The organism is Microbispora siamensis (genome assembly GCF_016863095.1).
In the GTDB taxonomy this organism is placed as follows: domain Bacteria; phylum Actinomycetota; class Actinomycetes; order Streptosporangiales; family Streptosporangiaceae; genus Microbispora; species Microbispora siamensis.
Genome location: NZ_BOOF01000023.1, coordinates 71,511 through 96,002 on the forward strand (window position 1 = coordinate 71,511; position 24,492 = coordinate 96,002).

Here is a 24,492-nt window from a genome sequence, read left to right on the forward strand (position 1 = left end):
GGTCACCTGGCGAAGATGAAGACGCCCAGGAGGATCAGCGCGAGGATGCCGAAGAGCGCGATCCCCATCGTCACGAGCACCCGGACCTGCGTCTTGGCGTCCGGCCCGGCGGGAGTCTGCATCGCGAACAGATCCGTGCCCAGGCTGGGCGGTCTTCCCGGGACGCCGTCCCCGGGCTGGAAGGTGCCGGGGTGGAAGGGGCCGGGGTGCGGCGGGGCGGCGGGGGGCCCCGGCGTGGGTGCGGGGCCGTTCCCGGCACCGGGCAGCCTTCCGGGAACCGTGGTGCTGTGCCTGTCGGCGGCGTCGGAGACGGGCTCGCCCGCGGCACCGTTCCGGGGCCCGCCCGGAGGCGGGGAAGGGAGGCGGAGGCCGCCTGCGGGGCGGGGGACGACCACCGTGCGGTTGGCGTCGTCCTCGTCGTCTCCGGTCATGTTCCCTCCGGGGGGTCGGGCGGCCGCCGCGGCGGCGGCCCCAGTGGCGGGCAGGGGCGGTGCCGGGGGCACTGTGGATACTGGGGGCACCGGGGACACTGAGGGCACCGGGGGCACCGCGGGAATGGAGCCCGTGGGGGTGTCGGCGATCAGGCGCAGCATCGCGGCGGCGCGCTCGGGCGTGAGGCGCGCGGTGTGGTCCTTCTCCAGCAGCCCGTCCAGGACCGGCCGCAGCGGCCCGGCCTGGGCGGGCGGGTCGGCCTTCTCCGTCATCAAGGCGGCCAGCGTCTCGCCCACGGTCGGCCGTTCGTACGCCGGCCGTCCCTCGACGGCGAAGTACAGCGTCGCGCCGAGCGACCACAGGTCGGACTCGGGGCCGGTGTAGTCGCCCCGGGCCCGCTCCGGCGCCGTGTATCCCGGCGAGCCGATCACCATGCCGGTCTGGGTGAGCGCGTGGTCGCCCAGCGCCTTGGCGATGCCGAAGTCGGTCAGCACCACTCTGCCCGTCTCGGTCAGCAGCACGTTCGCCGGTTTGACGTCACGGTGCAGGATGTCCTGGGCGTGGGCGGCGCGCAGCGCGCCGAGCAGGTCGTAACCGATCTCCGCCACCAGGCGCGGCGGCAGCGGCCCCTCCTCGTCGATCACCTGTTCCAGCGAGCGCCCCTCGACGAGCTCCATGATGATCCACGGAATGCCGTCGGACACGATCACGTCGTGGATGGTGGCGACGGAGGGATGACTGACGCGCGCCGCCATGCGGCCCTCGCGCATCATGCGTTCGCGCAGCTCCTGTCGTTGCCGAGGGCTGAGCGAGGGGTCCTGGCGGATCTCCTTGACCGCGATCTCCCGGCCCAGCGACCGGTCGTACGCCCGCCAGACGGTGCCCATGGTTCCCCGGCCGATGCGGGTGCGCAGCTCGTAGCGGTCGGCGAGCGGCCGCGGGTGCTGTTCCGGCATATCTAGAAAGATAGCGATTCCACCTAGGAAATCGCTTTCTGGTTACTTGATGAAGATTCTCGGCCAATAGCGGCGCGGGAGCAGGATCTTGATCATCTTTGCCACGTGCCGCATCATGGGAATGCGCACGACGTGGTGGAGGGCGGGCTCCGACGGCTTGCGGTGCAGGCCCTCGCTCGGCCGCCGGCGCTGGGACGGCACGGAAGGCGCCTCCCGCGAGTAGCCGAAGTCGCGCGGGTGGCCGCGGTGGTGGCCGGACTGCCCCACCTGCTGGTGCGGGCCGCTGAAGGAGCCGCTATGTGAGCCGGTCTGTGCGCCACTGTGCCGCAGCTGACCGCTCTGGCCGAACTGGCCGTACTGTCCGTGCGGAGCGAACACGTCGTACCGCCCCGAGGCGTACGGGTCGTACGCGTGGGGCTGGCCGTGCTCCCCGGGCCGGTACGGCTGGCCGTACGGCCCCGACTGGCGGTGGGGCCCGGAATCGCGGTCGCGCGGGGTCACCTTGGGCGTGGGCCGCGACTCGGCCCGGTGCTGCCCCCGGCTGCGCTGCGGCGGCTTGCGGGTCTCCGGAGCGGTGGGCTGCGGGGCGATGGGCGGCGGCGTGGGCCGGGCGGCCCGGAACGGGGAGGCGAACGGGTCCTCGGCCGTGCCTCCGGCGGCGATCCTGGACAGCGCGTGGGCCGCGCGGACGCCGTCGAGCCTCGCCGCGGGGTCGATCTGGAGCAGGCCGCGCAGGACCGGGGCGAGCGGGCCCGCCTTCTCCATGGGGATGGGAGCGCCGCTGGTCAGCGCCGCGAGCGCGGCCGCCGCCGTACGGCGCCCGTGCAGGCCGCGGCCCTCGACGGCGGTGTAGAGGGTGGCGCCCAGCGACCACAGGTCGGCCGCCGGGCTCGCCTTGTCGCCGAGGACGCGCTCCGGGGCGATGTAGCCCGCGGAGCCGAGGACGATCCCGGCCTGGGTGATGGAGGCGTCGCCCTCGAGGGCGGCCAGCCCGAAGTCGGTCAGCACCGCCCGGTCGTCGTCGGTCACCAGCACGTTGCTGGGCTTCACGTCCCGGTGCAGGATGCCCTTGGCGTGGACGGCGCGCAGCGCGCCGAGCACCTGCCGGCCGATGTCGGCCACCCGGCGCGGCGGCAGCGGGCCCTCCTGACGGATCAGCTCCTCCAGGGAGCGCGCCCTGAGCAGCTCCATCACGATCCAGGGACGGTCGTCCTCGGTGATGACGTCGAAGACCGTGATGACCGAGGGGTGGGCGACCATGGCGGTCGCCCGGCCCTCGCGTTCGGTGCGCGCGCACAGCTCCGCCCGCAGGTCCTCGTCGAGGACCAGCGGAAGCCGCACCTCCTTGACAGCCACCTCGCGGTCGAGCAGCTCGTCACGCGCGCGCCACACAGTGCCCATCCCGCCGCGCCCGACCGGCTCGATCAGCCGATAGCGCGCGGCTAACAGGTATCCGGACGGCGCACGCATGGGTGGCAGCTTACCGATTTGTGTAGTGCGACCTGTAGAGACCATGCCGGGAAATTGTTGAGATCTTCTGTCAAAGATCCTGACAACTTCCCCGCAGGGTCGGCGACATCCGATCCGTCGCCTCGATGAATCGTGCGCCCAGCGTAACGGGAGGCGAAGTCGTGGCGTAGTAGCTGATCTTGCTGCCGGTCACTGAAGTCCGAGGGCGGCGTGCCGAACAGGCGCTGGTCGCTCATCTGTCCGAAGCTGCGCCTGATGATGGCAAGAGGTCACTGTTTGGTAACGTCCAGCTCGATTTGACGTGGGGTTATCACCGACCGTCACCTTTACGGATTGTCGCTGTCCTGGTCATCGATGTGATCTTGGCCAGCTCAGTGGCGCGTTCCAGTGGGCGCGGACATGTGTTCGAGTCCAACATTGATCACTTTGCGTTGATCTTGACGGGTTGTCGGGTTTTTGGCTTGATCGGTTCGTTTTTAACTTCTCCTTATCTCGCTGGAGGGGGCTCGCGTGCGCCTGTCGCCGTCGAACCGTGTCCTGCACCTATGGAAGAGCGGATCCGACCCCGGTGGAACCAGGCGCCGCGGGAGGCTGCGCCGGATGGTCGCTGTGCTGGCGGCGCTGGTAGTGCTGGCCTCGCTGGCGCCGGCCGTTCCGGCGAACGCGCAGACGGCCGCCTCCGCTGATACGCCTGGGCTGTTGACGCGCCTGGCCACCTGGCTGGGCAGTAGCGTCGCCGGGTTGTTCGCCGAAGATCCCAAGGGGGAGATGCGGCCGGGCAACGGCAAGATCGCTTTGCCCGGGCGCAGCGCCCCGCCATCCCAGAAGGCGAAGGCGGCGCCGCCGCCGGGTAAGCGGGTCAAGGAGCTGACCGGCAAGCGGTCGCGCTATGCGACGGTGTACGAGCTGGAGGACGGCCGGCTCCAGGCGGAGGTGTCCACGCGGCCGGTCCACTACCGGGACGCCTCGGGTAACTGGCAGGAGATTGACACCCGCCTGCAGGGCACCTCCGAGGAGGGCTTCAGCCAGGGCAACGATGCGGCCGGCTTCTCCTCCCGGTTCGGGGACAAGACCGACAAGCTCGCGAAGGTCAAGCTGGGGGAGCGGCAGGTCACCCTGGGCCTGGCCGGGGAGGCCCGGCAGATCGCCCCATCGGTGAAGGGGTCGTCGGTCACCTATGCGGGGGTGTGGGACGGCGCGGATCTGACGTACGCGGTCACCGCCGAGGGGGTCAAGGAGCTCCTCGTCTTGAACAAGCCGCCCGCTCCTGGTGCCTCGTTCGCCTTCACGGTGAAGTCCGGCGGGGTGGCTGCCCGGCAGCAGCAGGACGGGTCGATCGTGTTCGAGGCGGCTGACGGGTCGGGTCCGGTGTTCAGGGTGCCCAAGCCGTTCATGGTGGATGCGCAGGCCGATGCGGCCTCGCCGTACGGCAGGCGGTATTCGGCCGCGGTGACCCAGACCGTCGCCCAGCAGGGCGCGGAGGCGACGATCACGATCACGCCGGACGCCGCCTGGCTGGGCGCTGCCGACCGTAAGTGGCCGGTGGTGATCGACCCGACGTTCGTGATGGTGTCGGACTACGTCGACGGGCAGGACGCCTACGTCAGTTCGGCCTCGCCGCGGGTCAATTTCGACGGGTCGTGGAAGCTGCCGGTGGGCAAGGCCTCCTCCAAGGACACCGATCGGGCGCTGCTGTATTTCAACATGCCCACCGGGCTTCCGATCGGCGCCGTGGTGGACGAGGCCCGGTTGGAGACCTATTTCGATCAGGCGCTGGGTGAGGCCGGGGCGGTGACGGTCGAGGCGCACGAGATCACCTCCGACTGGAACGCTTTCGACGTCACCTGGGCCAGTCAGCCGACGTTCGCGTCCGCGGTGGAAAGCAGTGTCCGGCGCAATCCCGGGGAGCTGTCGCGCTGGCATTCGTTCAACCTGACCACGATGGTGAACCGGTGGATGTCGTCGGTGGAGGCCCCTGCATACGGGATCATGCTGAAGGCGGCCGACGAGGGATCGACCGGGGCGATCGGCGGGCCGGTGTATGAGGCGGGCGAGGACGTCTACGGCGGCGACGGGATGGCGGGCGAGTCGCTGAACGCGCCCAGACTGGTGATCACCTACGGCAAGCCCAGCGTCCGGTTGAACCCGGTCACCCGGGCCACCTCGGTCGGGGCGTCGCTGTCGTGGACGGCGTATCAGGACCCCACCCCGTCCGATGATTCGGATGATCTGGTTGCCTACCGGCTGCGCCGCTGGTGCCCGTCGGCGTGCCAGGTCAACCCCACCGGCGGTCCGGTGAACTCGCTGATCACGACGTTGCCGCCGGATGTCACCTCCTTCGTCGACACCTCAAGCGGTGGTGACCCCGAGGCGGTCGCCGACCCGGCCTACGTGCACGAGGCCAACTACTGGGTGGAGGCGGTGCTGGCCAACGGCGAGGTCGTCGCCTCCCCCGAGCAGCGGGTCATCCTGCCCAAGCCGGGCAAGGTCGCCGTCACCCTGTACGGAAGCGCCGACACCACTCTCGCCTCCGGCGAGCCGTCCACCGGCCACGACACCGTCGGCGGGCAGAAGTGGCTGCAGGTCGGCAACACCGCCACCAGTGCGGGCACCACCCGTGCGGTGATCGGCTTCGGCGACTTCGCCGACAAGATTCCCGCCGATGCGCAGATCAGCGAGGCGACGCTGTCGCTGTGGGGCACCACCAGCACCGGCTCCGGGGTCACCTTCAACGCCCACAAGCTCACCCGCGCCTTCGACGAGACGGCCACCTGGAACAGCCCCTGGACCACCCCGGGCGGCAACTTCGATTCCGCTGCGTTGGGCAGTGTGTCGGGGATCACCACGACGCCCGGCTGGCACGCCTGGTCGGTGACGGATGCCGCCAAGGCCTGGGTGGCCAATCCAGGCAGCAATTACGGGCTGCTGGTCAAGGTCGCCAATGAGGCCGGCAGTGCCAAGCAGCAGGCGTCTTTCCTCGCCACGGAGGCGGAGGAGGGCCGGTTGGCGCCGCGGCTGCGGGTGACCTTCGCCGACACCAGCACCTCGGCGGCGTTCTTCGTGCCCAGCACGCCCGAGCGGATGGACACCGGCGCGACCACGCAGATCCCGGTGGTGGTCACCAACACCACCGCCCAGAACTGGCCGGCCTCCTCCACCGTGGTGAGCTACCACTGGCAGCTGCCCGACGGCACCGACATCTCCACCCCAGACAACCAGCTCAAGACGACGCTGCCGACGGATCTGGCGCCGGGGCAGACGACGCTGGTGCAGGCCAACGTGAAGGCGCCGGCGGTATCCGGGGCCGGCACCAACCTCGCCGAGGGCGTCACGCTGGTGTGGGACGTGCAGGACACCGTCACCAACAACTGGCAGTCCTCCTCCCACCAGCTGCCGACCCTGCCGCAGCAGATCCGGATCGACTCGCCCACGTCCGATCTGCTGGGGTCGGAGAAGTTCTACGCCTACACCGGCAAGAACACCGGAGCCGGATCGACCGCGCTGGTCAACCCGTATGCGGGGAACCTGGTGTGGTCCTATAACGCCTTCACCAACCCCTCGCGGGGGGTGCAGACGTTCGTCCGGATGACCTACAACAGCCTGGACACCTCGGCCTCCTCGATGGGGTATGGCTGGTCGCTGCAGACCTCGACGCTGCAGCGGCTGGGTTCGCAGTTGCAGTTTCACCCGCCGGGCCAGCCCTGGCCGAGCCAGGTGCGCATGACCGACGGGGACGGCACCACGCACGTGTGGACGCTGGACACCCACGGCCAGGCCGTCAAGGACTGCACCTACACCACCTGCGACTACGTCCACCCGCGCGGGGTGCACCTGTACCTGCAACGGGTGGACCCCAACGACTACTACCCCGACCGTGAGCTGACGGCGCAGCGCCGCTGGGTGTTCACCAAGCCCGACCGCACCCAGTTCTTCTTCGACGACGAGGGCTTCCAGTCGGCGATCGTGGACAAGAACGGCAACACCATGTCGTTCAGCTACGAGCGGCGCCGGTCCAACAACAAGCCGACCAAGTTCCTGCAGACCATCACCGACGCCGCCGGGCGTACGACGCTGTCGCTGACCTACTACAAGAAGGGGCAGGACTACACCTACGTCAACGACGCCGGGGACGAGGTCACCGACACCAAGCTGACCAACCCGCACATCATCGACCAGGTCGAGTCCATCACCGACATCTCCGGGCGGAAGGTGACCTTCACCTACACCGACAAGGGCCTGATGGCCAAGATGGTCGACGGCGCCGGCGACGATCAGGCCAAGACGTTCCGCTTCACCTACGACGCCACCCAGGGCAACAAGAACGTCAAGCTCGTGGCGGTGAAGGACCCGCGCGGCCACTCGACCGCGTTGTCCTACTACGAGGCGCCGGTCGACCCCAAGGACAAGTGGAAGGCCGAGAACCTCACCGACCGGCTGAACGGGGTCACCCACTTCGACTACGTCGACCCCGACGGCCCGCAGGGCGGGAAGATCCACGCCACCGTCACCGACCCGCTGCAGCACGACACCAAGTACGTCCTGGACGCCTACGGCCGCCCGGAGTCCATCACCAACGCCAAGAACGAGACCACGGCGCTGGAGTGGGACCCCGACCACAACGTCACCAAGCTGACCGAGGCCAACGGCGCCTACACCACCTGGACCTACGACCAGAAGACCGGCTACCCGCTCGAGATGCGGGACGCCGAGGCCAATGCGAACAACACCAACCCGACCACGCTGGTCTACCAGAGCTTCCTCAACGGCTATGTCGCCGACCTGATCTCCAAGGCCAGCCCCGAGGGCCGCACCTGGCAGTTCGGGTACGACGCCAACGGCAACCTGAAGACGGTCACCGACCCCAAGGGCGTCGAGACGACCTCGGTGCCGAGCGACTACACCACCTCCTATGAGTACGACTCCTTCGGTCAGCTGACCAAGGTCACCGACGCCAACGGCAACCCCACCCTCTACAGCGACTACCACCCCACCGGCTACCCGCAGAAGATCACCGACGCGTACGACAACGTCACGACCACCAGTTATGACGTGCGCGGCAACGTGCTGAAGGTGACCGACGCGCTGGGCAAGGAAACCACCCAGACCTACGACGTCTTCAAGCGGCCGCTGGAGAACAAGGTTCCCAAGGACCAGGACAAGGGCCAGTTCATCACCACCCCGGCGCCGGTCTACGACCGCAACGACAACATCACGAAGATGACCGCCCCCAACGGGGCCGTCTCCACCGCGGTCTACGACGACGCCGACCAGCTGATCGAGTCCTACCTGCCCAAGGACGCCGCGGACGGGCCGGAGCGCAAGGCGTCGTTCACCTACGACGCGGCCGGCAACCTGAAGACGCAGACCGAGCCGAAGGGCAACCTCACCCCCGAGGCCGGCGACTTCACCACCACCTACGAGTACGACCCGATCTACCAGCTGACCGACGTCATCAACGCCGAGCAGAAGAAGATCACCTACACCTACGACAACGTCGGCAACCTCACCAGGGTCGTCGACCCGCGCAAGAACGCCACCGCGGACACCGCCGACTACACGGCCGAGTACTCCTACGACCGCAACCATCAGGTCACCCACGTCAAGGACGCGGCCGGCTACCAGACGGTCACCGACTACGACCTGGACGGTCTGGTCGAGGGCGTGACCGACCAGGAGGGCAACAAGACCCTTCTGACCCTGGACAAGCGCGGCGACGTCGTCGAGGCCAAGGTCCCGCATTCGGAAACCGGCGGCACGATCAAGTACACGGTCACCCAGTTCACCTACGACCAGGTCGGCAACCAGACCAAGGTCATCACCCCGCGCGGGGTCGAGACCACTGACGACCCGAGCGATTTCATTCAGGAGATCAAGTACGACAAGCTGAACCGGCCGAGCGAGGAGATCTATCCCTTCGACCGGGATGACCCGCTCTACAACACCCCGGACAAGGTCATCTACAGCTACGACGCGGTCTCGAGGCTGGAGAAGATCTCCCACCCGCCATCCCACGGGCAGACGATCCGCAACGTCTCCACGATGTCGTACTGGGACAACGGGTGGACCAAGACCACCACCGACCCGTGGGACATCAAGACCACCTACGACTACAACGAGCTCGGTGAGCAGACCAACCGCACCGTCACCTCGGCGGGCGGGTCATCTCAGCGAGCCGTCGAGTGGACCTACTACCCCGACGGCAAGCTGAAGACCCACTCCGACAACGGCGTCCCGCTCGGCCTTGACGTGGTGCTGGCCGACAACTCCGACACCGGCCAGGTCACCACCACCGGCACCTGGACCACCGGAGGGAACACCTCGTCCTTGGTCGCCGGGCCCACCGTCGCCGGCACGTCTGGCTTCACCGGCTACGACTACGCCACCGCCCCGGCCGGCACCGGCGACGCCAGCTTCACCTGGAACCTGACCATCCCCACGGCCGGCAGCTACAAGGCGTACGTGCGCTACCCCTCCGGGGCGGGCGCGACCAACGCCAAGTACACGGTCAAGTACGACGGCGGCCAGGACACCAAGACCGTCGACCAGACCGCAGACCCGGGCGAGTGGGTCGAGCTGGGCACCTACACCTTCACCGAGGGCATCACCCACTCGATCACGCTGACCAACGACGCCAACGGCACCGTGACGGCCGACTCGGTCAAGCTGGTCCGCGACAACAGCGGCGACACGGACAACGAGAAGAAGGACTTCGCGTACGTCTACGACGCCAACGCCAACCTGACTCAGATCAAGGACAGGACGCCGACCGCGAAGATCGACACCTGGGACGTCACCTACACGGGGCTCAACCAGGTCCAGCAGATCCTCGAGAAGCTGAACGGCACGGTCAAGAACACCACCACGTACGCGTACAACGCGAACGGCGCGCCGATCACGCGGACGCACGACAAGACCGTCGCCACCTACGGCTACGACGTCCGTGACCTGGTCGAGCGGGTGTCCAACGCCAAGTCGGCCACCGACCCGTCCCCGAAGGTCACCACCTACACCTACACCGCCAAGGGTGAGCGGCTGAAGGAAACCAAGGCCAACGGCAACACCGTCGACTACGACTACTTCCTCGACGGCCTGCTGCGCTACTCGGTGGAGAAGAAGCCCAACGGCACCGTGGTGGCCGAGCACACCATCGGCTACCAGGCCAACCTCAACCGCGCCAGCGACCTGGCCAAGGTGCAGAACGCCGACAACCCCGGGGCGTACCTGGAGAATCAGTTCACCTACACCTACGACCCGCGGGATCGCATCGCCAAGGTCACGAAGACGCCGGTCGGCGGTGGTGCGGCGGAGACCGAGACCTACCTGCACGACCCGAACTCCAACGTCTACGACCAGACCGTCCACGGTGAGCGCACCGAGTTCAGCTTCGACCGCAACCGGTTGATGACCTCGACCAGCAACGGGGCCACCGCCACCTACAACTACGACCCCTACGGCCGGCTGCGCACCATCACCGGCGGGGGAAAGACCTGGGAGAAGTACACCTACGACGGCTTCGACCAGCTGACCAAGCACGAAAAGCTCGGCGCGGACGGGACCACCTCGACCGTCACGACCTACACCTACGACCCGCTCGACCGCACCACCAGCAAGACCGAGAAGAACGGCACCGCCGCCGCGAAGACCACCGACTACTCCTACCTCGGCATGTCCGGCGAGGTGCTGGACGAGGAAGTGGCCGGCAAACTCACCCGCTCCTTCCAGTACTCCCCCTGGGGCGAGCGCCTGTCACAGGTGAAGGTGAAGGCCGACGGCGGTGAGGAGTCGTCCTACTACGGCTACAACGCCCACACCGACGTCGAGCAGGTCACGTCCGAGACCGGTGACACCCGCGCCACCTACGGCTACACCGCTTATGGCAAGAACGACGACAAGCTGTTCACCGGCGTCGACAAGCCCGACCCGGTCGACCCCACCGCCAAGGAGGAGTACAACCCCTACCGCTTCAACGCAAAGCGGTGGGACAACTCCACCGGCATGTACGACATGGGGTTCCGCGACTACAACCCCAACCTCAACCGCTTCCTCACCCTCGACTACTACAACAGCGCTCTCGACGACCTGACCCTCGGCACCGATCCGTGGACCGCCAACCGCTATGCCTTCACCGGCGGCAACCCCATCACCTTCATCGAACTCGACGGCCACGGCTTCTGGGATGACCTGGGCGATGCCCTCAACAAACTTGCCGACGCAACGGGTATCGGCAAGGTCGGCTCCGCTACCTCCATGCTCAGCCATGCGGCTGAAATAGCCGCCGGGATCGCGCTGTGGTTCCTCGGACAGGGGATGACCAGTGCGGGAGCTGCTGCTTGCGCCGCAGGGCTTGTGGCCGCAGGGGTCGGTGCCCTGGCGACATGCCCAGCGGGTGCCGCGCTGGCCACCGCCGGGCAGCTGACGTCGCTTGCCGGCGCGGTATCTGCTCTCGCTGGTGGCCAGGGGCTTGCCGCGGACCTGCTCGCACTCGCGAAGAGCAAGTCCGGCAGTGGCGGAAATAGCGCCGAAAATGGCACCGGAAATGGCACGCAAAACAAATCAAAGGGCCGACTCGCACAGGAGAGCGGGGACGAATACGAAAGGTTCCTGTGGGAGAAATATGGTCGCGAGGGAGGCTTCAAGGAAGGTAAGCGCCAATTCGACGGGAAGCGAATAGAAGATGGCGTCGAGACGTGGTATGAAGCGAAGTCAGGAAACTTCTGGGAAGAACTTCTGAAGGATCCCAGAAAGATGGAATCCTTCAAGGGGAAGATGGGCGAATCCCTCAAGATCGCCACCGAGAAGGGGCACAAATTTGAGATCATCTCGGAGAAGCCCATTCCTGAGGCGATCAGGAAGTGGCTCGAGAAGAAGGGGATCCCATACCGAGTGGAGCCGCGAACGCCTCCCAAAGCGGGCGGCAAGTAACTAGTTCGGTCGACCAGTGAAGCCGGTAGCCCTTCACCTGACCTCGGTGGAGGGCTACCTCTCCTTGATCTCCATCACGCACAAAGGAATGACATGAGTCGGGATGTAATGATAAGTTTCAACTTCGCCGCACCCCTCGACTTCGAGACGGTCATCGACCGTCTCGCCCTTTCCGGGTGGACTTTTCTACGAGATGGCGCCGTATGGTACATGGTGGACGACTTCGAGTGGAAGGACGCGCCGCCCGGCCACATGGATGCGGTGATGCGGGAAATGCGGATGTCCTATGAAGCGGGAGAGGTCGTGGCCATATCGGCGACGATCCCCGGCGAGGAGTACTCGGGGAATCTCATGTTCCACACCGACAGAAAATCCGTCTCCTTTGCCCCCCTGCTGGATTACCGGCTCATTCCTGCCGCCCCTCAATGGGTCGATCTGAGCTGGTACATTGAAAAACTCGTTTCCTCGCTCCATGATTTCCCGATGGTTGGTATCACTACAAGTGATGAGCTCTGATTCGGCGCCCGTGCGGATCCGAATGTCGCGAGGCGGGGGAAGGGTGCTTTCGCCAAGGCTTCCCCGAATCTGACTCGGCAGACGATTCCCCACGCGGATGACCGTGCATGCCGTTCTCCCGCACACGGCTTACCGACGTTCTTCGCCGGCGGCGTTCGGTCCCTTGCGGGGAACTGAATAAACGTCCTATGCCGTACCCGCTCAGCTGCGGGTACGGCATAGGGACGCGCGTGGCCGCGCCCGACAAGAGGGCGACGAGCGTGGCGAGCAGGTCACGGGACCGTCACCAGCGCCGGTGGCTCCTCTCAGCCGGTCATCGAATGGACCGACTGCCCACGACGGCAAGCTCGGCGCCCAGGGCGTCTACCCGCGTGCGGATGCCCGTGCCTGGCTACCTGGGGCTTCGCGTGGGGATGCCCACGAACGTGGCCCCACCCTCCTGTTGCCGCGGGTCGAAGAAGTCGTTGCCCTTGTCGTCGACCACGATGAAGGCCGGGAAGTCCACGACCTCGATCTTCCAGACCGCCTCCATGCCCAGCTCCGGATATTCCAGGACCTCGACCTTCTTGATGCAGTCCTGGGCCAGCCGGGCGGCGGGACCGCCGATCGAGCCGAGGTAGAAGCCGCCGTACTTCTGGCACGCCTCGGTGACCTGCTTCGACCGGTTGCCCTTGGCCAGCATCACCATCGAGCCGCCCGCCGCCTGGAAGCGCTCGACGTACGAGTCCATCCGCCCGGCGGTGGTGGGGCCGAAGGAGCCGGACGCGTAGCCCTCGGGGGTCTTGGCCGGGCCGGCGTAGTAGACGGCGTGGTCCTTCATGTACTGCGGCATGTCCTCGCCGGCGTCGAGCCGCTCGGCGATCTTCGCGTGGGCGATGTCGCGGGCCACGACGAGGGGGCCGGTGAGCGACAGCCGGGTCTTGACCGGATACCTGCTCAGCTCGGCGAGGATCTCCGGCATCGGGCGGTTGAGGTCGACGCTGACCACGTCGCCGCCGAGGTGCTCGTCGGTGGTGTCGGGCAGGAAGCGGGCGGGGTCGGTTTCCAGCTGCTCCAGGAAGACGCCCTCCGGGGTGATCTTCGCCAGCGCCTGCCGGTCCGCGCTGCAGCTCACCGCGATGGCGACCGGGCAGGACGCGCCGTGCCTGGGCAGCCGGATGACCCGCACGTCGTGGCAGAAGTACTTGCCGCCGAACTGCGCGCCGATGCCCAGCTTCTGGGTCAGCTCGAAGACCTTCTTCTCCATCTCCAGGTCGCGGAAGCCGTGCCCGCTCGGCGAGCCCTCGGTGGGGATGGAGTCGAGGTAGCGGGCCGAGGCGTACTTCGCGGTCTTCAGGGCGTACTCCGCGCTGGTGCCGCCCACGACGATCGCCAGGTGGTACGGCGGGCAGGCGGCGGTGCCGAGCGAGCGGATCTTCTCCTCGAGGAAGGCGAGCATCCGCTTCTCGTTGAGGACCGCCTTGGTCTCCTGGTAGAGGAACGATTTGTTGGCCGAGCCGCCGCCCTTGGCCATGAACAGGAACTTGTACTCGTCCGGGTGGCCGTTCGGGTCCTCGGCGTACAGCTCGATCTGCGCCGGCAGGTTGGAGCCGGTGTTCTTCTCGTCCCACATCGTCAGCGGCGCCATCTGCGAGTAGCGCAGGTTGAGCCTCGTGTAGGCGTCGTACACGCCCCGGCTGAGGTGCTCGGCGTCGCGCCCGTCGGTCAGCACGTGCCGGCCGCGCTTGCCCATGACGATCGCGGTGCCGGTGTCCTGGCACATCGGCAGCACGCCGCCGGCCGAGATGCTCGCGTTCTTGAGCAGGTCGAGGGCGACGAAGCGGTCGTTCCCGCTCGACTCGGGGTCATCGACGATCTTGCGGAGCTGGGCCAGGTGGGACGACCGCAGATAGTGCGAGATGTCGTGGATCGCGGTCTCGGTGAGCAGCCGCAGGGCCTCCGGCTCGACCTCCAGGAACCTGCGCCCGGCCGCCTCGGTGACCCGCACCCCCTCGGTGGTGATCAGGCGGTACTCCGTCTCGTCCGGTCCAAGCGGGAGCAGGTCGGTGTAGTCGAACTCCGGCATCGTCCTCGGTTCCTCGTGGTCTGCCTGGTCGGGCGCGCCCGCCGCGCGGACCGCCCATGGTCTTTGCACAGCGTACGGCGCACGGGCCGTGGTCATCATGCCGGGCTATGAGTAGCTTTTGAATAACTTCACACTGAATATTCGGCTACAAAGCGGGATAATTAAGACATAGAGCACAGGGGGGAGGGGTCATGAACGCCGAAGTATGGGTCATGGTCATCTTCGCGATCGGCATTCTCGTGGCCCTGGCGGTGTCGCTGCTCACGCTCGTGCTGCGGCAGGTCAAGGACGGCGACATCAGCTGGTGGTCCCCTCCCGGGGCGCGAGCGGTGCCGCGCGACGAGCCGCGAAGGACCGAACAGGCCGACGAGGTGAGGGCGAGCGGAGCCCGAGGGCGATCCCGCTGATCACGAGGGCCGCGCCCGCCAGGTCGGCCGCGGAGGGGACGGCGATCCCGAGAAGGGCGGCCGTGGCGAGCGCGCCGACGGGGATCATCCCGGCGAACAGCCCGGCCCGGTCCGCGCCCAGGCGGGGCAGCGAGCGATACCACAGGAAGAACGCCACGGTCGTCACCACTAGGGCGAGGTAGGCGAGGCCGGCCGCCTCCGCGCCGGTCGGCACGCGCAGCACGTGACGGCCGTCCAGGGCGACGCCGACGACCAGCAGGAACGGCACCGCCAGCGCGGACGTCCAGGCCGACAGCCTGAGGGGGCCGATCAGCGGCAGCAGCGGCAGGGCCAGCAGCGAGAAGCAGAGCTCGCAGACCAGGGCGCCCAGCGACCACAGCAGCCCGGTCAGGTTCCCGCTGCCGGCGCCGGTCGCCAGCGAGGCTCCGGCGACCACCACCAGACCCGCGGCCACGACGCGCGGGGACGGCCGGGCGCCCGTGAAGATCGGGCCCACGAGGGCGAGCGCCAGCGGCACCGTGCCGAGGACGATGCCGGGCAGCGCGGGCCCGGCCGCGCGGGTCGCCTCGACCACGCAGACGTTGAACAGCACGAGCCCCGTCAGCGACAGCGCGGCGAGCAGCGTCCATTGGCGCGGCCGGAGCCGCACCAAGCCGAGCCCGCGCCCCCGGGCGACGGCGAGCAGGATCACGGCGGCGAGGGCGTAGCGGAGCGCCTGACCCCCGTAGACCGGATAGTCGGCGATAACGCCGGAGACCGCGGCCAACGTCCCCACGAGGAACATCGCACCCGCCGCTCCGGTCACATGTGTGTTCATGTCAGGTGATGCTAGGGACGGCTTGGTCCTGGTCCATGGTCCAATCGAGGCGCGTTAGAGTGGACCAATGGCCGATCTTCATCTCGTGGTCGACAGGGCCGCGGGCGGGCTCGCCGGGCAGATCGCCCGCGAGATGCGGAACGCCGTCCGGTCCGGGCGGCTCGTCCCGGGCGCCCGCCTGCCCGCCACCCGCGACCTCGCCCGCGATCTCGGCCTGTCGCGCGGCGTCGTCGTCGAGGCGTACGAGCAACTCGTGGCGGAGGGACTCCTCGAATCCAGGACCGGCGCCGGCACCCGGGTCGCGGCGGGGGCCGGGCGGCACGCCTCCGCCGAGCAGATCCCGGACGAGCCGCACTGCTGGCCCCACTACGGTCACCGGCCCACCTCACCCGACCTCGGCGCCTTCCCCCGGCAGGCCTGGCTCGCCGCCGTCCGGCACGTCCTGGCCACACTGCCCAACGACGCGCTCGACTACGGCGACCCGGGCGGGGTGCCGGCCCTGCGCCGCGAACTCGCCGCGTACCTCGGCAGGGTGCGCGCGGCGGACGCGCCGGCGGAGCTCGTCATGATCGTGACCGGGGTGGCCCAGGGGCTCAGCCTCGTCGTCCAGGCCCTGGTGCGGGACCGGGGCCGCAGGGTCGTCCTGGCCGTCGAGGACCCGACGAGCGCACGTCAGATACCGCTGCTCCGCAGGGCCGGGGCGGACACCGTCCCCGTGCCCGTCGACCGGGAGGGGATCGTCGTCGGTGCCCTGCCCGGCGACGCCGACGCCGTGCTGGTGACCCCGGCGCACCAGTACCCGACCGGCGTCGTCCTGTCCCCGGCCCGCCGCGCCGCGCTGGTCGAGTGGGCGGCCCGCACGGGCGCCCTCGTGCTCGAGGACGACTACGACGCCGAGTTCCGCTTCGACTGCGACCCGGTCGGGTGCCTGCAGGGCCTCGCCCCCGACCGGGTCGTGCTCGCGGGCAGCGTGAGCAAGTCCCTCGTTCCGGGGCTGCGTCTCGGCTGGATCGCGGCGCCGCCGCGCGTCGCCCGTGCCGTACGGACCGCGCGCGGGGAACTCGACCTCGGCTCGCCGGTCATCGACCAGTACGCGCTCGCCCATCTCATCGCCGCGGGGGCGTATGACCGTCACCTGCGCCGGATGCGCCGGGAGTACCGGCGGCGCAGGGACGCCCTCGTCGGCGCTCTGGCCGAGCACCTGCCCTGGATCACCGTGCGCGGCATCTCGGCGGGACTGCACCTCTACGCGGAGACGGACGACGGGGGCGACCCGTCGGGCCTGGCCGAGGCCGCCCGCGCCGCCGGCCTGTCCGCGGAGGCCGTGACGCCGGCTCACGGTCCGCCGGGTCTGGTGATCGGCTTCGCCCGCCTGCCCGCCCACCGCGTCACCGAGGCCGTACGCGCCCTGGCGGGGAACGTCGGGAGGGACGTCAGGGGGTGACGACGGTGGTCGCGGTGGCCGGGTCGGCCGTACGCGGCTGGAAGCCGCGCGCGAGCAGGATGACCGCGGCGGCGAGGACGAGCGGCGCGGCGAAGGCGACGCGGAAGCCGGAGGCGTCGGCGAGGCCGCCGACGAGCGCGGCTCCGACGATGAACCCCACGTAGTTGAACATGTTGACCCGGGCGATCGCCACGCCCGTGCCGGCCGGGTCGAGGCGGCCGGCCGCGGAGAACGACTGCGGGGCGACGACGGACAGGCCGATCCCGGTGAGCGCGAAGCCCGCGATCGCCAGCGGCACCGTCGGCGCCGCCACGATCGCGACGAAGCCCAGCGTCGCGACGGAGCCCCCGGCGCGCACGATGGCCGCCGGGCCCCACCTGCGCACCGCGAAGTCGCCGCCGACGCGCACCAGGAACGTGGTGAGCTGGTAGGCCCCCAGGGCCAGCGGGATCACGGTCGCCGAGGCGTGCAGGACCTTGTCCATGAAGACGGTGCCGAAGTTGGAGACCGACGAGTCGCCGACGTAGAGGAACGCCATCGCGAGGCAGAGGGGGATGATCGGGCGCCACGCGGCCCCGGCCGGCCTGCCCGCGCCTGCCCCCGCGCCCGCGTCCCGGGCCGCGGATACCCGGTGCTCCTCCTCTGGCCGGTAGAGCCAGAGCGAGGAGAGGACGGCGAGGGCGGCGGCCGGGACCAGGGCGATCGCGAACGTGACGGGCAGGCCGAGGCCGAGCGTGGCCGCCGCGGAGGCCCACAGCGACCCGACGACCGCCGCCACGCTCCACAGCGCGTGGAACCCGGTGAGCACCGCCCGGCCGTACTCGCGTTCGACCGCGACGCCCTGCATGTTCATGCCCGCGTCCACCCCGCCGAGGCCGAGGCCGAACAGGACGTTGGCCGCCACCAGCATGGGGACGTTCGGGGCGAGGCCCGCGAGCACGACGGCGGCGCAGGCGAGCGGTTGCACCAGGCGGAGGATCAGGCGGCTGCCCCACCGGGACGCGGCGGCCCCGGCGAGCGCGCTCCCGGCCCCCGCGATCACCGGGACGACGAGGAGCAGGATGGTCAGCTCGCCGTCCGACAGGCCGTGCTTCTTCTGCAGGGCCGCCACCTGGGTGAGCAGCGTGGCGAAGGTGAGGCCCTGGACGAAGAACACCGCGAACGTGGCGAGTCGCGCCTGCCGGTCGCGAGAAGTAGGCACCGTGTCCTCTGCCGGCATCGCACGCCTCCAGGAACATGAGGGGGGTTCAAGTTTTCGTCAGCGTAGGAGCCGTCACCCGCCCGGTCAATGGGGTGCGCCGGTCAGGACCGGCCGCCTGCCTCGCGTGCGGCCATCCAGGCGGCGATCTGGGCCCGGGAGGCGAAGCCGAGCTTGTCCAGGATGTGCTCGACGTGACCCTCCACGGTGCGCTGCGAGATGACGAGGGCGGAGGCGATCTCCTTGTTGCTCCGTCCCTGGGCGATCAGCTCGGCGATCTCCCGCTCCCGCCGGGTGAGCGGGGACGGCTCGGCCGCGGAGACCGTCGTCGCGGGGCGCCCGGGCGGCGTGGGCTCCGCCTCCACGACCGTCTCGTCCTGGCGGGGGCGCCCGCCCTCGGCCCGGTCGCCGAGCGCCTCCTCGATCGCCTCGTCCGGCGTCATCCGGCGGCCCCGGCGCAGCTCCAGGCCGAGAGCCTTGTCGCCCATCCTGCTCCGGAGCGTGGACAGACAGTTCTCGTGGAACTCGGCGAACCGCTTGACCCTGGTCGGGGTCAGGCCCATCGTGCGTCCGAGTTCCTCGACGGCTCCCAGGAGCCGCGCGGCGTCCGCGTCACGGCCTTTCCCCGTGAGGAGCCAGGCGAGCGTCTGCAGGTTCGTCGCGGCGTTCAGCCGGTCGCCGAAGTCGCGGCCCAGAGCCAGCCCCTCGCGCGCCAGCGCGGTCGCCCGCTCGTCGTCGCCGCACTGCCACAGGTAGATCGCGAAGATCGTCAGGGCCCAGGCCCGGCCGACCCGCTCCCCGTGGCTGCTGGTCAGCTCGATGCTCCGCTCGAACAGTTCCGTCGCGCGCTCGCGGTCGCCGAGCTGGCCCAATGTCGCCGCCAGCGTGGTCAGGGACATCAGTATCCCGCTCTTGTGCCCCGCGGCCTCCTGTTCGACGAGGGCCAGGTTCAGCAGTTCGGCGCAGCTCGGGTAGTCGCCCCTGTAGTGCGCCGCCAGCCCGGCGATCAGGGACGCGTGCGCCAGGATCTCCGAATCGCCCAGTTCCTCGGCCAGCGCCCGGCCCTCGTCGAGAAGGGGCAGGCCCGCCGCGGCGTCCCCCTGCGTGAGCGCCATGAAGGCGTCGGAGAGCAGCGCGCGGGCGCGCAACTCCGTGCGTTCCGTCGCCGCCGCCAGCATGCGGTCGAGCCAGTGGCGACCCTCGTTGTAGAAGGCGTTGGTTACCCAGTAGGGCTCGGTGAGCAGGGTCGCCATGCGCAGCCCGGCCTCCGCCTCGCAGGGCTCCTGCAGGCAGAAGTCCATCGCGGCACGCAGGTTCGCCTGCTCCAGGTTCAGCCGCCTGGACCAGGAGAACTGGTCGGGGCCGAACCACTCGGCGGCGGCCTGCCCCACCAGCAGGAGATAGTGGTCCCGGTGCCGCCGCTGGAGCGACCGGCGCTCCGCCGGCTCGCCGAGCCGCTTGCGGCAGAACTCGCGCAGGGTGTCGAGCATGCGGTAGCGGACCGCGCCGGCGTGCTCCTCCCGCAGCAGCAGCGACTTGTCCAGCAGCGCGTCGAGCAGGTCGAGCACGTCGTCGCGCTCGATGCCGCCGCCGGTGCACACCGCCTCGACGGCGTCCAGGTCGAAGTGCGAGGGGAAGATCGACAACCGGGTCCACAGCGTCTGCTCGGCGCCGGGCAGCAACTGGAAACTCCAGTCGACCAGCGCGTGCAGGGTCTGCTGACGCGGCACCGCCGTACTGCTGCCTCCGGTGAGCAGGCGGTATCGGTCGCGCAGGCGCTCGACGAGCGCGTTCACCGACAGGGCCCGCAGCCGCACCGCGGCGAGCTCGATGGCCAGGGGGATGCCGTCGAGCTGGCGGCACAGCTCGGCGACGGCCGCGTGGTTGTCCTCGGTGACGGTGAAGCCGGGCAGGACCGCCGCCGCCCGTTCCGTCAGCAGGCTGATCCCGTCGTACAACTCCAGCGACCTGCGGGTGAGCGGCCGGCCCGGCTCGGGGACGGGCAGCGGCGAGATCTTCATCTGGTGCTCGCCGGTGATGCCGAGCGACTGCCGGCTCGTCGCGAGGACGCGCAGCTCGGGAGCCGCGCGCAGGAGCCGGTCGGCGAGCACGGCGCAGGCGTCCCGCAGGTGCTCGCAGTTGTCCAGCACGAGCAGGGTCCGCTGCGTGGACAGCACCTGCTCCAGCGCGTCCACCGGGCCGGCCGCCGACTCGTCCCGTACGCCCATGGTCGACGCCACCGTCTCCGCCACGAGCGCGGGATCGGTGACGGTGCTCAGGTCCACCAGCCAGACGCTGTCGAACGCGCGGCGCTGCTCGGCGGCCGCCCGCAGGGCCAGCCGGGTCTTGCCGACGCCGCCCACTCCCGTGAGGGTCACCAGGCGCGACGCCGCAAGCAGCCGCCTGATCTCGGCCAGCTCACGCCGCCGGCCGACGAAACTCGTCAGGTCGGCCGGAAGGTTGCCGACCTGCCGTGTCACCGCCCCCGCGACCACCTCCTCACGCTAAGCGGCCACGAAGTCCCCGGTCAACGTGGGGTGGACGTCGCGTGTCGCGTCGCATGGTGACCGTCGTGCGGGGAGCGCATACTCTCGATGGTGTGAGCAGCAGCGAGTCCTCAGCCGTGAAGTGGATCTCCGCCTTCCTCTCGCCGCGCACTCCGGACACGCCCGACCCCTCCGTGCTGCGGGCCTCCGACGCCGATCGGGAGCGGATCGTCGAGGTGCTCGCGGACGCCGTCACCGACGGGCGGCTCACGCCGCTGGAGCACGAGGAACGGGTGGAGCGCGTCTGGGCCGCGCGGACCCTCGGCGAGCTGGCCGAGCTGACCGTGGACCTGCTGCCGCCGGAGAGCCAGCCGTTCCGGATGGACAGCCGTCCCGTCACCGCCTTCTTCCGTACGGAGACCCGTGGCGGCCGGTGGGTCGTGCCCTCCCAGGTGCCGGTGACGTCCCTGGGCGGCACGGTCACGATGGACCTGTGCGAGGCGCTGCTCCAGTCGCGGCACGTGGTGGTGCAGCTCGCGGTCATGGCCGGCACGGTCAACCTGACGGTCCCCGAGGGCGTGCGAATCGTGACCGCCCCGGACGCCCGCGTGCGGTCGCTCAGGAACGAGGTGCGGCTCCCGCCGGGCGCGGCCGACTTCGCGCCGGACGCGCCCGTGATCGAGCTCGCCGGGTTCGTCTTCGGCGGCAAGGTCGTCGCCCGCTCGCCGAAGCGCCCCCGCCGCCGCCTGTTCGGCCGTTGAGGTCCCAGACGGCGGTGTCCCACACGCCGGTGTCCCAGACGGCGGTGTCTCAGACGGCGGTGTCGAAGTTGATGGCGCTGTAGGCGCCGAGCTTCCAGAGCTGGTGCTCGCTTTCGATCTTCCGGATCGTGCCCGACCGTCCCCGCATGACGAGGGAGTGCGTCACCGCCGCGCCGCCCTGGAACCGCACGCCGTGCATCAGCTCGCCGTCGGTGATGCCCGTCGCGGCGAAGAACACGTCGTCGGAGCGTACGAGGTCGTCGGTGGTGAGCACCTGACCGAGGTCGAGCCCGGCGTCGAGGGCCTTGAGGCGCTCTTCCTCGTCGCGCGGCCACAGCTTGCCCTGGATGACGCCGCCCATGCACTTGAGCGCGCAGGCGGCGACGATGCCCTCGGGCGTGCCGCCGATGCCGAGCATCAGGTCGACACCGGTGCCGTTGCGCGCCGCCATGATCGCGCCGGCCACGTCGCCGTCGGTGATGAAACGGATCCGGGCGCCGGTCTCCCGGATCTCCTTGACGATCCGCTCGTGCCGGGGCCGGTCCAGGATCACCACGGTGACGTCGGACGGCTTGGCGCCCTTGGCCCGCGCCACGGCGCGGATGTTGTCGGCCACCGGGGCGTCGATGTCCACATGATCGGCGGCCTGCGGGCCCGTGACGAGCTTCTCCATGTAGAAGACCGCCGACGGGTCGTACATCGAGCCGCGCTCGCTGACCGCGATCACCGAGATCGCGTTGTTCATGCCGAGCGCGCACAGCCGGGTGCCGTCGATCGGGTCCACGGCCACGTCGCACTCGGGGCCGGTCCCGTCGCCGACCTCCTCGCCGTTGTACAGCATCGGGGCGTTGTCCTTCTCGCCCTCGCCGATCACCACGACGCCCTTCATCGAGACCGTGTTGATCAGTTGGCGCATGGCGTTCACGGCGGCGCCGTCCGCCCCGTTCTTGTCGCCGCGTCCCACCCAGCGGGCGGCCGCCATCGCCGCCGCCTCGGTCACCCTGACCAGTTCCAGAGCCAGGTTGCGGTCGGGTGCGCGTTCCCCCGTCGCCAGAGCGGCCGGTACGTGATCAGCCATTGATCCCCTTTAGGTAGGTGCCGTTCTAGCGATCGTAGTTCGCGAAGCCGTTCTTGTCCGATTGGTCTGAACCTGTTGGGCCAGGTAGGAGGCCATTTGCGGTCGCGGACCCCCGGAACGGACGGCTCGGAGATATCGTCGCCGCATGAGCGGCGACACCGAACGACCAGTGACGATGCGCACATCGGAGCGCGGTGCGGCGACCCGGGGAGCCCTCCTGGACGCCGCCAAGGAGACGTTCATCACGAGCGGCTTCGCCGAGGCGGGCGTCACCGACGTCGTGGCCAGGGCCGGCGCCAGCGTCGGCAGCCTGTACCACCACTTCTCCGGCAAGGCCGACCTCTACCTGACGCTGTTCGAGGAGTTCCAGAAGCGGCAGACCCAGCGCACCCGGCAGGCCGTGCAGGAGGCCCGGGCGGCCGGGGAGACCGACCCGATGCCCCAGTTCCTCGCCGCAGCGCGGGCCTACCTGGAGGGCTGCCTCGCCGAGCGCGATCTCGCCGCGCTCTTCCTGCGCGGCGACGCGCCGCCCGGGTTCGAGGTCATCATGCGCGACCGGCTCCGGCAGTGGGCCAGGCGCACCGCGGCGCTGTTCGAGCACGAGGACGCCCTGGTCGTCGTCGTCACCGGCGCCCTGGCGGCCGTCGTGCAGGAGGTCACGCTGTCCGACGACCCGGAGCAGGCCCGGAGGATGGCCGAGGACGCTCTTCGCATCATCGGCGATATTCGGCACCCGTGAAGGCCGGTACGGCCACCGCCCGCTCCACCGACTAATCTCGCATTACGTGGGACGATTCACCCAGGGACTCTACGGCTACGCGTTCGCGCTCCTCGTCTGCCTCGCCGCCGTCGGAGCGTTCCTGCTCATCACGCCGCAGAGCCGCACGGAGCACATCCCCCGGGTGGACTTCTCCATCGACCGGGTCAACGCGGCGCGCACGGCGCCGTACGAGATCGTCGCCCCGAGCCGGGTGCTGCCCGACTGGGTGCCCAACAGCTCGTCGCTGACCGAGAAGAACGGCGCCGTGACGTGGCGGCTGGGGTTCGCGACCGCCAAGCGGCAGCACGCCATGCTCGCCCAGAGCGACGAGAGGCCGTCCGCGGACTTCGTGAACCGCATGGCCAACACCGACAAGCCCGGCGGGAGCCGCCAGATCGACGGCGTGACCTGGGAGGAGCGGTTCCGCCAGGACAAGAACCAGCGGACGCTGGTCCGCGTCTTCCCCGATCACGCGGTGGTCGTCACCGGAACGGCCGACTGGGACGAGCTGACCGCCCTCGTGCGGACCCTCGCCCCCCAGGCCAAGCCCTCTCCGGCGCCGTCGGCGGGCTGAACCCAGATCCCGGAATGCTCACGCCGGCTGAACGCAGCCGTACACGATGACCTCGGCCATGTTCTGGACGATGTCCCTGCTGATGTGCTCCGGCGGCGCGCTGACCAGGGTGAACAGCGCGCCGCCGTAGAGCGCGATCATGGCGGGGATCTTCTCGCGTGGAATGTCGAGGCCGAGTTCTTCGTGGTGCCCGGCGGTGACCAGCGATGCCGTGTCCTGCAGGCCCGCGAGAGCCGAGGCGAGCGCCGGCCGGCGCGCGGCCTCCAGTTGCAGTTCGAAGATCGCCAGATAGCGGCTGCGCAGCGTGGTCGCCGCTGTGAGCAACGATTCCGTCAGTAGGTCGACCAGCGTCGCGGGCTGCTTGACGGCCCGGTCGGTGTCCGCGTGATGCAACTCGGCGATGCGCTCCGCGGCGGCCATCAGCAGCGCTTCCCGGGTGCGGAAGTAGTTGGAAGCCGTTCCCGGCGGGAGGTCCGCCGCTTTCTCCACCGCCCGGTGGGTCAGGCCGTGCACGCCCGACGACGCCAGCAGTTCGATCGCGGCATCGGTCAGGGCTTGCCGACGGGCCGGATTAGTGGGTGGCATGGCAAAATGCTACCAATAGCC

Annotated in this window: 14 protein-coding genes; 6 read left to right on the top strand and 8 right to left on the bottom strand. The window is 69.5% G+C overall.

Annotation, left to right across the window (positions count from 1 at the left end; genetic code table 11):
* Nucleotides 1-2: 2 nt before the first annotated feature.
* Complete coding sequence (locus Msi02_RS19875) at nucleotides 3-1,388, bottom strand: serine/threonine-protein kinase (RefSeq protein ID WP_204049727.1); 1,386 nt, start codon at nucleotides 1,386-1,388, stop codon at nucleotides 3-5.
* Nucleotides 1,389-1,430: 42 nt separating this feature from the next.
* Entirely contained in the window at nucleotides 1,431-2,858 is a 1,428-nt protein-coding gene (locus tag Msi02_RS19880) for a serine/threonine-protein kinase (protein WP_204049728.1), read from the bottom strand.
* 600 nt (nucleotides 2,859-3,458) lie between these two features.
* On the opposite strand from Msi02_RS19880, the gene Msi02_RS19885 reads away from it, so the two are divergent.
* Both Msi02_RS19885 and Msi02_RS19890 read left to right on the top strand, forming a co-directional pair.
* The gene (locus Msi02_RS19885; protein WP_204049729.1) at nucleotides 3,459-11,780 is read left to right on the top strand and encodes a DNRLRE domain-containing protein; all 8,322 of its coding nucleotides are present in this window, start codon (nucleotides 3,459-3,461) and stop codon (nucleotides 11,778-11,780) included.
* Nucleotides 11,781-11,873: 93 nt separating this feature from the next.
* On the top strand, nucleotides 11,874-12,296 hold the full coding sequence (locus Msi02_RS19890; RefSeq protein WP_204049730.1) for a hypothetical protein: 423 nt from the start codon (nucleotides 11,874-11,876) through the stop codon (nucleotides 12,294-12,296).
* A gap of 391 nt (nucleotides 12,297-12,687) precedes the next feature.
* On the opposite strand, the gene Msi02_RS19895 is transcribed toward Msi02_RS19890, so the two are convergent.
* On the bottom strand, nucleotides 12,688-14,361 hold the full coding sequence (locus tag Msi02_RS19895; protein ID WP_239108545.1) for a fumarate hydratase: 1,674 nt from the start codon (nucleotides 14,359-14,361) through the stop codon (nucleotides 12,688-12,690).
* Nucleotides 14,362-14,658: 297 nt separating this feature from the next.
* Nucleotides 14,659-15,585 (bottom strand): DMT family transporter, encoded by a 927-nt coding sequence (locus Msi02_RS19900; protein WP_204049731.1) that lies wholly within the window; start codon nucleotides 15,583-15,585, stop codon nucleotides 14,659-14,661.
* 67 nt (nucleotides 15,586-15,652) lie between these two features.
* Between Msi02_RS19900 and pdxR the strand changes: the two genes are divergently transcribed.
* Nucleotides 15,653-17,029 (top strand): MocR-like pyridoxine biosynthesis transcription factor PdxR, encoded by a 1,377-nt coding sequence (gene pdxR / locus Msi02_RS19905; RefSeq protein ID WP_204049732.1) that lies wholly within the window; start codon nucleotides 15,653-15,655, stop codon nucleotides 17,027-17,029.
* Here pdxR and Msi02_RS19910 read toward each other — a convergent pair.
* Entirely contained in the window at nucleotides 17,019-18,248 is a 1,230-nt protein-coding gene (locus Msi02_RS19910; RefSeq protein ID WP_239108546.1) for an MFS transporter, read from the bottom strand. The genes pdxR and Msi02_RS19910 overlap by 11 nt on opposite strands.
* An 83-nt stretch (nucleotides 18,249-18,331) precedes the next feature.
* Entirely contained in the window at nucleotides 18,332-20,722 is a 2,391-nt protein-coding gene (locus tag Msi02_RS19915; protein ID WP_204049733.1) for an ATP-binding protein, read from the bottom strand.
* 104 nt (nucleotides 20,723-20,826) lie between these two features.
* On the opposite strand from Msi02_RS19915, the gene Msi02_RS19920 reads away from it, so the two are divergent.
* Nucleotides 20,827-21,474 carry a DUF1707 SHOCT-like domain-containing protein gene (locus Msi02_RS19920; RefSeq protein WP_239108547.1) on the top strand — a complete coding sequence of 216 codons (648 nt, stop codon included), beginning with the start codon at nucleotides 20,827-20,829 and terminating at the stop codon, nucleotides 21,472-21,474.
* A 49-nt stretch (nucleotides 21,475-21,523) separates the two neighbouring features.
* On the opposite strand, the gene glpX is transcribed toward Msi02_RS19920, so the two are convergent.
* A complete protein-coding gene (gene glpX / locus Msi02_RS19925) occupies nucleotides 21,524-22,552 on the bottom strand; it encodes a class II fructose-bisphosphatase (RefSeq protein WP_204049734.1) in 1,029 nt (342 codons plus the stop codon).
* Nucleotides 22,553-22,697: 145 nt separating this feature from the next.
* On the opposite strand from glpX, the gene Msi02_RS19930 reads away from it, so the two are divergent.
* On the top strand, nucleotides 22,698-23,291 hold the full coding sequence (locus Msi02_RS19930; protein WP_079316694.1) for a TetR/AcrR family transcriptional regulator: 594 nt from the start codon (nucleotides 22,698-22,700) through the stop codon (nucleotides 23,289-23,291).
* Nucleotides 23,292-23,337: 46 nt separating this feature from the next.
* Nucleotides 23,338-23,886 carry a DUF4245 domain-containing protein gene (locus tag Msi02_RS19935; RefSeq protein ID WP_204049735.1) on the top strand — a complete coding sequence of 183 codons (549 nt, stop codon included), beginning with the start codon at nucleotides 23,338-23,340 and terminating at the stop codon, nucleotides 23,884-23,886.
* Nucleotides 23,887-23,904: 18 nt separating this feature from the next.
* Here Msi02_RS19935 and Msi02_RS19940 read toward each other — a convergent pair whose 3' ends face one another.
* On the bottom strand, nucleotides 23,905-24,471 hold the full coding sequence (locus tag Msi02_RS19940; RefSeq protein ID WP_204049736.1) for a TetR/AcrR family transcriptional regulator: 567 nt from the start codon (nucleotides 24,469-24,471) through the stop codon (nucleotides 23,905-23,907).
* Between the last annotated feature and the right edge of the window lie 21 nt (nucleotides 24,472-24,492).

What these genes read in the sequence shown, in the direction of transcription:
- Msi02_RS19910 (WP_239108546.1), bottom strand. Translation starts at nt 18,248, where the DNA reads ATGCCGGCAGAGGACACGGTGCCTACTTCTCGCGACCGGCAGGCGCGA.
- Msi02_RS19880 (WP_204049728.1), bottom strand. Translation starts at nt 2,858, where the DNA reads ATGCGTGCGCCGTCCGGATACCTGTTAGCCGCGCGCTATCGGCTGATC.
- glpX (WP_204049734.1), bottom strand. Translation starts at nt 22,552, where the DNA reads ATGGCTGATCACGTACCGGCCGCTCTGGCGACGGGGGAACGCGCACCC.
- Msi02_RS19930 (WP_079316694.1), top strand. Translation starts at nt 22,698, where the DNA reads ATGAGCGGCGACACCGAACGACCAGTGACGATGCGCACATCGGAGCGC.
- Msi02_RS19890 (WP_204049730.1), top strand. Translation starts at nt 11,874, where the DNA reads ATGAGTCGGGATGTAATGATAAGTTTCAACTTCGCCGCACCCCTCGAC.
- Msi02_RS19940 (WP_204049736.1), bottom strand. Translation starts at nt 24,471, where the DNA reads ATGCCACCCACTAATCCGGCCCGTCGGCAAGCCCTGACCGATGCCGCG.
- Msi02_RS19875 (WP_204049727.1), bottom strand. Translation starts at nt 1,388, where the DNA reads ATGCCGGAACAGCACCCGCGGCCGCTCGCCGACCGCTACGAGCTGCGC.
- Msi02_RS19900 (WP_204049731.1), bottom strand. Translation starts at nt 15,585, where the DNA reads ATGAACACACATGTGACCGGAGCGGCGGGTGCGATGTTCCTCGTGGGG.
- pdxR (WP_204049732.1), top strand. Translation starts at nt 15,653, where the DNA reads ATGGCCGATCTTCATCTCGTGGTCGACAGGGCCGCGGGCGGGCTCGCC.
- Msi02_RS19895 (WP_239108545.1), bottom strand. Translation starts at nt 14,361, where the DNA reads ATGCCGGAGTTCGACTACACCGACCTGCTCCCGCTTGGACCGGACGAG.
- Msi02_RS19885 (WP_204049729.1), top strand. Translation starts at nt 3,459, where the DNA reads ATGGTCGCTGTGCTGGCGGCGCTGGTAGTGCTGGCCTCGCTGGCGCCG.